The following is a 6363-nucleotide window of genomic DNA, read 5'->3' as shown; positions in this document are numbered from 1 at the left end:
AAAAGCTGAAACAAGCTTTAAAAAAGGAATACCTGCAAAGCAAAAGAAAGCGATACGTAGTACAGACTATCTTGAAAAGGTTTTGAATCTATAGCGTTTTTTCATGCTCATGCTTTTACTCTGGAATAGGAGGAGGGACTGGTAAAGAAGCACGTCCTCGCTCAGCTATGTTTCAACCTTTTAATGTCCCCAAAAAGATTGATTAAGACGGTATGGCCTTGTTTATATTCGGGGCTTTTAAAATCTGAGATTACATAATTAACTGGTTGCCAATAATAGGGTGACACTATGATCATCTTAGACTAGAAAAAGAAAAAATTTACATACCTTGTAAAACCAATATGTGATGCAGATCAAGGATGATTTTTGTTCATTGAGAATAATGGGGGTAGACCAAGAAATAACTCATAAGGATCCTCTGATGAGCATTGAAAAGCACGACTTATTACATGAATTTCCAGACCACCATCACACTATTCGCCACCTAAAAATGAATGACACGCATTTTGCTAAGTTGTTCAATAAGTACAATGAATTAGATAAGGAAGTACGTCGTATTGAGGATGGTGTTGAAAATACAACAGACGAGTACTTAGATACTAAAAAGCTAGAGCGCGTTCATCTAAAAGATGAGCTATTTGGGCTGATCAAAAAAACAGAAGCGGCTATTTAGCTTTTATAAACCAATCGCTTTTAATGAAAATTATACTCTTAAATTTTATTGCAAAAAAAGCCCACTAAATGAGTGGGCTTAAAGTAAGTGCAGGTATATTACTGGCACTTAATAGTTGCATATAGTTGGTAGCACTGATTCTTGCTGCCAGTGCTTTTATAAACCCAAGACTTTCCGTACCAGTCGTAGTTAGCGTAAGATGACTCATCTTCACCACATTTGATTGTGCTGCCACTTACTTCTTGGTTATGGCCACGCTCTTCACAAAACTGGTTACCGTTAGTTGCACCAACGAAGAAGCTTTGTAAACGACCATTAACCCATACACGCGGGCTGTAATAAGTAACAACACCAGAAGAAAATACCCCTTGGTTAGCGGCGATAGTAACTTCAGCCTTTTCAAAAGCAACTGAGCCATTGTCTACGTTTTCAAGATTTATTGTTTGTGCAGATACAACGCTCGAAAGGCCAGCTAATAGACCCAAAACAATCATTTTGTTCATTTCTTTTCCTTAATTAGTAGTTGTTTCGAGTCCATTTAACGTGAGTAATGTTGAAGATTAATGTACGTTTTGTGTATTTTTTGATCACCCTGGATTTAGTACAGCTTATCTTTTAAAATAGCCAAATTGTAAAAGCCAAATTGACCTAACCTACTTAATGTAGCAAAAGGAAACTTTGGTGCAGGTCTCTGATAGATAGGCAAGTGAGGCACTGGCTGATCAGATACCATTTGAGCTAATCGGTAGGCCGCTTGAGCGCTATAGGCAACGCCAGAACCACAATAACCAATGGCGTAAGCTATATTATTCTCACAATGTATGTGCGGATGATCGTCTAGGGCTGCGGCAATGTACCCATGCCAGTGATGTTCACATGTCGTTTGCGACAATCCCGGAAAGCCATTGTTTAAAGCAGCTTTTAAATGCATCCGATACTTTGCTTTATCTTGGTCTTTACCAAATACAGCACCTCTTCCGCCAAATAGCAGACGGTTATCTGGTAGTAACCGGTAGTAGTATTTTAGAGTGCGAGTATCCATCATGATTTGGTGAGTTTTTAGGCCCGTTGTTTGCAATTCGCTTGGTGTCAATGGGCGAGTAACTAAAATGCTGCTTAAGATAGGTAAATAGCGATTATTTACAATGGGGTGTGTTTGTTTACTATTATAGGCATTGCCAGCGATGATAACTTTACTCGCGGTTAATTGTGCTTCATTGACTTTAAGTTGATAGACCGCGCCGCATTTAATGAGCTGCTGTGCTAGGCTTTGCTCGAAAAGATCCACCCCTGCTTGCTGTACCAAGTTTTTGTAAGCGAGCAGTAATTTAAGTGGGTTAAGGCCAAATCCAAGTTCTGTTTTGACCGCTCCAAAACTATTCGGCATATCAATATATGTTTCGCGCAATTCATCTTTTGAAATCAAAGAGAGACTAGTATCTTTCAATACCTTGCGGCTGTACTTAAACCCATTTTTGAGCATTGCTAGTGCATTTTCAGAATGTGCAATTTTTAAGTAGCCATTTGACTGGCGGTCGCAATCAATTTGATTACTTTCAATCAACTCATGAACGCGCGTTACTGCACTTTTATATTCTTGATAAACCTGCTGCGCTATGTCTTCTCCCCATTTTTTGCTCATTTGTAGGGTGCTTAATCGGCCGGAGGATGGTAAAGCGAAGCCTGCATTTCTGGCACTGGCTCCAAAACCTACTTGGTTGGCTTCTACAACACACACCTTCTTGTTGAACTGTGTAGCGAGATAAAAAGCGCTTAATAAACCTGTAAAGCCTCCCCCAATGACAATAACATCATAGGTTTGGTCATTTTGTGGGGGAGGTGTCGGCGTTCCCAGTTGAGCTGTTGTAGCCCAATAACTCGGTGCAAACGCCTCACCTTGGCAGTTAGGTGTGTATAGCGGATCGTAAATACTCATGATAGCGTTAATACCATTTCAGCGGCTTGGCAGTGGCATTCATTTCCACATATAGGGCATTCATAACCCTCATTTAGACAGTTTTCTAGCCATCTGTCTTCGTGAAGCTTGACTAGCACGCCTCCTGCTTTAGTAAAGTACTTCACGGCTCCATTTCCAGGGCTTTGCTTCCAAAGGTGCGCTATTCCAGCTTTTGCACCTTGCTGTTTTAACACGTACACCGAAGCGTTCAAAAGCTTTGGACCAATTCCACTTCCCTGTGCGTCTGGATGTATCGCAATGCATTTGAAATAAGCCATATCAGTACGATTAACAGGCCACTTTTCGGGGGTACACCATTTGTCAATTGGCCATTGGCCTGCGCTATAACTCAGCCTGAAGCCTATCACTTGGGCCTCTTCATTAAGTGCAACAAAGGAAGCATTCAGTCCATTTTTGAGGCCCATCTTATAAAATTTTTTCAGTTTGTCTTTATCTAGATAATTTTCGCCGTGTACCAAATTTCCTAACAGGATTACTTGGGGAAAATGTTGTGCTTCTAATTGCTCAATTTTCATGACGGTAGTTTGTTCTTTTTATTAATAATATTCCCTTATTTTGCAGTACAAATTGCAAGAATCAAGTTTCCATTTGTATAAAAATTAGGTAAATCACATTGACAGCGATGTCAATGTGTAATATTTGTTAAATTGATGAATTTTGATATTCATCAATTTAAAAGCCAATAGGCAAGCGCAAATTGGTGACTGAAAACGATAAAACTTGACTTTCAAATTCAATAATTTCAATAACATGTAAAGGTAAATTATGAATAATTTAAATGCTAAGGTAGGCAAATCCGCTAAATTGGCGCTGTTATGCGCGCCAGTTTTATGTGCTAGCACATTCGCTCAAGCCATGAATGTACAGCCAGATCCAAACAACCCGAACGGATACGTTGTATCTCGTGTAGACTTGAAAGCAGCAGAAGATGCACTGACGTCTGATCCAATGTATGAGATTTGGTCAAAAGCGCTTGAAACTCGCAGCAACACCATCGTGGAGGCGATTGTACCTGATGCCGCAGCTAATCCTGAGAATGTAAAGCGTGTAGAGCGCGTATTTGGGCAGGCGCAATGGGACTTCTTAACGCAAATGGCTGCGCCAGAATATACTTACACACGTTTTCTTCGTGCGATTGGTAAGTTCCCGGCATTTTGTGGCACGTATACAGATGGACGAAATTCAGACGCTATCTGTAAAAAGTCTATCGTGACAGCATTTGCACATTTTGCACAAGAAACAGGTGGCCATATCTCTAAAGACAACACTTCAGATAATCCTAACGGGTTGGAAGAGTGGCAACAGGCATTAGTACATGTTCGTGAAATGGGATGGTCTGAAGGTCAAGGTGGTTATCGCACTGGCTGTGGCCAAAATGACTGGCAAAACCGTCGCTGGCCGTGTGGAGCTGGACAGGGGTATTTCGGCCGAGGTGCGAAGCAACTGTCATATCACTTTAACTACGGCATGTTTTCAGAAGTTATGTTTGATGGCGATGCGACTGTACTGCTTAATGATCCGGGCCGAGTCGCTGATTCTTGGCTTAACTTAGCATCGGCTATATGGTTCTTTTTAACACCTCAGGCTCCAAAGCCTGCAATGTTACATGTAATAGATAGAACTTGGGTACCTTCTCAAGTAGAACTTAATGCAGGAATTGGCTACGGCTTTGGTACTACGATTAATGTAATTAATGGCGGTATTGAGTGTGGTGAACACAATCGATACAAAGGGCAGCCAGTAAACCGAATTAGATACTGGGATGGGTTATCGCATTATTACAATATACCTATCGAAACAGACGAAGAAAATACATGTTGGCAGCAAACTCCGTTTGGTAGCCTTAATCTAGACGGCGCCAACGGCGTACTGTACACAAACTGGGAAGCAAACTGGGCGCATTATTCTGACAGGCCTGGTGGACATTCGTTTGAATGTAAATTGGTAGGCTATCAAACTGCATATTCCGCTTTGGTACCAGGGGATTATGAAAAGTGCGTGACCAACTTTTATGAATCTCATACTGGGTGGCCAAGTGTAACTGCTGTAGACACTCTACCGCCGGTTGATGACAAACCGCCAGTGGGAGGCGTTAAAGCTTGGAGCGCTACTAAGGTTTATCTAAAAGGTGATGAAGCCAGTCATGAAGGCCGTATATATGAAGCTAAGTGGTGGACGAAAGGTAATACGCCAAGTCCAACTAATCCAAATGGCCCTTGGAAATTAATGCCTTAAAAGCATTAGGGGAAACCAATTGGTTTCCCCTAATCTAGTTTTTAAAGCTCTTTAGCAATTATTGAATAAACTGCCGCGCCATCATATAATTTGGACTCTGCACGCTTTTCAAAGCTCTCTTGACCTTGTAGCATGATCTCTCTCATATCTTCAAAGTTCAGCTCAGAATTCAGGGCAAACAATGTCACATCAAAAGAAATACTTAAAGGTGTAACGCTATCTTCAGGGACAATGTCTCCAAACATTAAGTTAGGTATTGAGTCATCACCATCTGTAATAAACTGCCATTTGGCCGTGCCTTGCTGTGCGTCTTCCCAATCTAGGGTAAAGTTAACAGCGTTAATCCTGTCGTCTGCATCACTAAAGTTAATAACCGCAACATCAGTGCTACTTTCATCAGCCATTGACTCAGCCAACCTTAAATAACCACGGACGAGCGACTCATCATCGGTAATATGAGATGCAATCGCAACTTTACCTTCATCGTCTACTCTATTGACCGCATAAGAGTTTGTTGTCACTGAAACGCCAAATCCATTCGTTTCATCAATTCTAGACGTTGACAGGTAATTCACTGTATTAAGGTCTTTGAATATTACAAGAGCGTTATGGTCTTTATAATACTCGTGATTATAGCGCGCTTCATTTACATGTTCATTGTACACGCTTACATTACCGGCAAACGCAGACAATGATATCAGCTCTCTTGGTTCAAAGGTGTGATCACCAAAATCTATTATTGTCCCCTCGGCTGTAAACTGAGCGTCTGAAAGGGCAATTGTGGCTGGCTTGGAAGTATCAAATATGGCACCTATGCGCGTATCTTCATATCGAGTAAACAATAATTGTTGCTGATCATCTACACACAGACTGGCTTCGTCGTTTGCCTGACCAAGAAGTATCGGCTCTGCACTCGCGCCATAAAGCTCAGCGTCTGGTACCTCAGCGCGCAGTGTCTCTAGATTATAATTAATCGCATTACAGCCGCAATTATCGTAGTTCTTAAATACCAAGGCATCTACTTCAAAACCGTTGCTAATATTTAATACGGACTGTATCTGTAGGTACTTATCACCTTTATCATCAACGGACCTGTATACAAAAGAAGCATGCTGAGCATCTGACGGGATCGTAGATTCTAGCACTCCATCAGCTTGCGTTTGTAAGCTGGATATAAACTCTCCATTGGCCCTGTGAAATACAACATCAGCGACAACAGGTAAATTGCCGCAGGTATTTTGTTGGAGTGCTTTTAATGAGAGTGTTGAAAAGACAATAGGGGTAGGATCCTGTCTATCTACAGCTGGTGGTGTTTCACTGTTATTGCTGCCGCCACACCCTGCTAAAGATAGAGCAGCAGCGGTGGCCAAAAATAATTCATTGTATTTTAACTTCATGGTACAGTTCCTTGCGTAGTAATTAATTTCCTAAATTGGAACCATACATCAAACTGGATTATTTTTGAACATAAACCAAA

Annotated in this window: 6 protein-coding genes; 2 read left to right on the top strand and 4 right to left on the bottom strand. The window is 41.2% G+C overall.

Annotated features, from left to right (window positions below; genetic code table 11):
* Positions 1-421 precede the first annotated feature (421 nt).
* Positions 422-673, top strand: coding sequence for a YdcH family protein (locus N482_RS00890; RefSeq protein ID WP_063375304.1), 252 nt, complete (start codon positions 422-424; stop codon positions 671-673).
* Positions 674-771: 98 nt separating this feature from the next.
* Here N482_RS00890 and N482_RS00885 read toward each other — a convergent pair whose 3' ends face one another.
* From N482_RS00885 to N482_RS00875, 3 genes are all read right to left on the bottom strand, one after another.
* Positions 772-1176 (bottom strand): hypothetical protein, encoded by a 405-nt coding sequence (locus N482_RS00885; protein WP_063375303.1) that lies wholly within the window; start codon positions 1174-1176, stop codon positions 772-774.
* A 95-nt stretch (positions 1177-1271) separates the two neighbouring features.
* Positions 1272-2609: an NAD(P)/FAD-dependent oxidoreductase gene (locus N482_RS00880; protein ID WP_063375302.1), complete on the bottom strand. Its 1338-nt coding sequence runs from the start codon at positions 2607-2609 to the stop codon at positions 1272-1274.
* Positions 2606-3166 (bottom strand): GNAT family N-acetyltransferase, encoded by a 561-nt coding sequence (locus N482_RS00875; protein ID WP_063375301.1) that lies wholly within the window; start codon positions 3164-3166, stop codon positions 2606-2608. The genes N482_RS00880 and N482_RS00875 overlap by 4 nt, the downstream gene beginning before the upstream one ends.
* 250 nt (positions 3167-3416) lie before the next feature.
* Here N482_RS00875 and N482_RS00870 point away from each other — a divergent pair, with 250 nt between their 5' ends.
* Positions 3417-4886, top strand: a complete 1470-nt coding sequence (locus N482_RS00870) for a chitinase (RefSeq protein WP_081227611.1) — start codon at positions 3417-3419, stop codon at positions 4884-4886.
* Positions 4887-4927: 41 nt separating this feature from the next.
* Here N482_RS00870 and N482_RS00865 read toward each other — a convergent pair whose 3' ends face one another.
* Positions 4928-6283 carry a hypothetical protein gene (locus N482_RS00865; protein WP_063375300.1) on the bottom strand — a complete coding sequence of 452 codons (1356 nt, stop codon included), beginning with the start codon at positions 6281-6283 and terminating at the stop codon, positions 4928-4930.
* Positions 6284-6363: the final 80 nt, after the last annotated feature.

Source organism: Pseudoalteromonas luteoviolacea NCIMB 1942, assembly GCF_001625595.1.
In the GTDB taxonomy this organism is placed as follows: Bacteria; Pseudomonadota; Gammaproteobacteria; order Enterobacterales; family Alteromonadaceae; genus Pseudoalteromonas; species Pseudoalteromonas luteoviolacea_A.
This window is presented reverse-complemented; position numbering and strand designations above follow the sequence as displayed.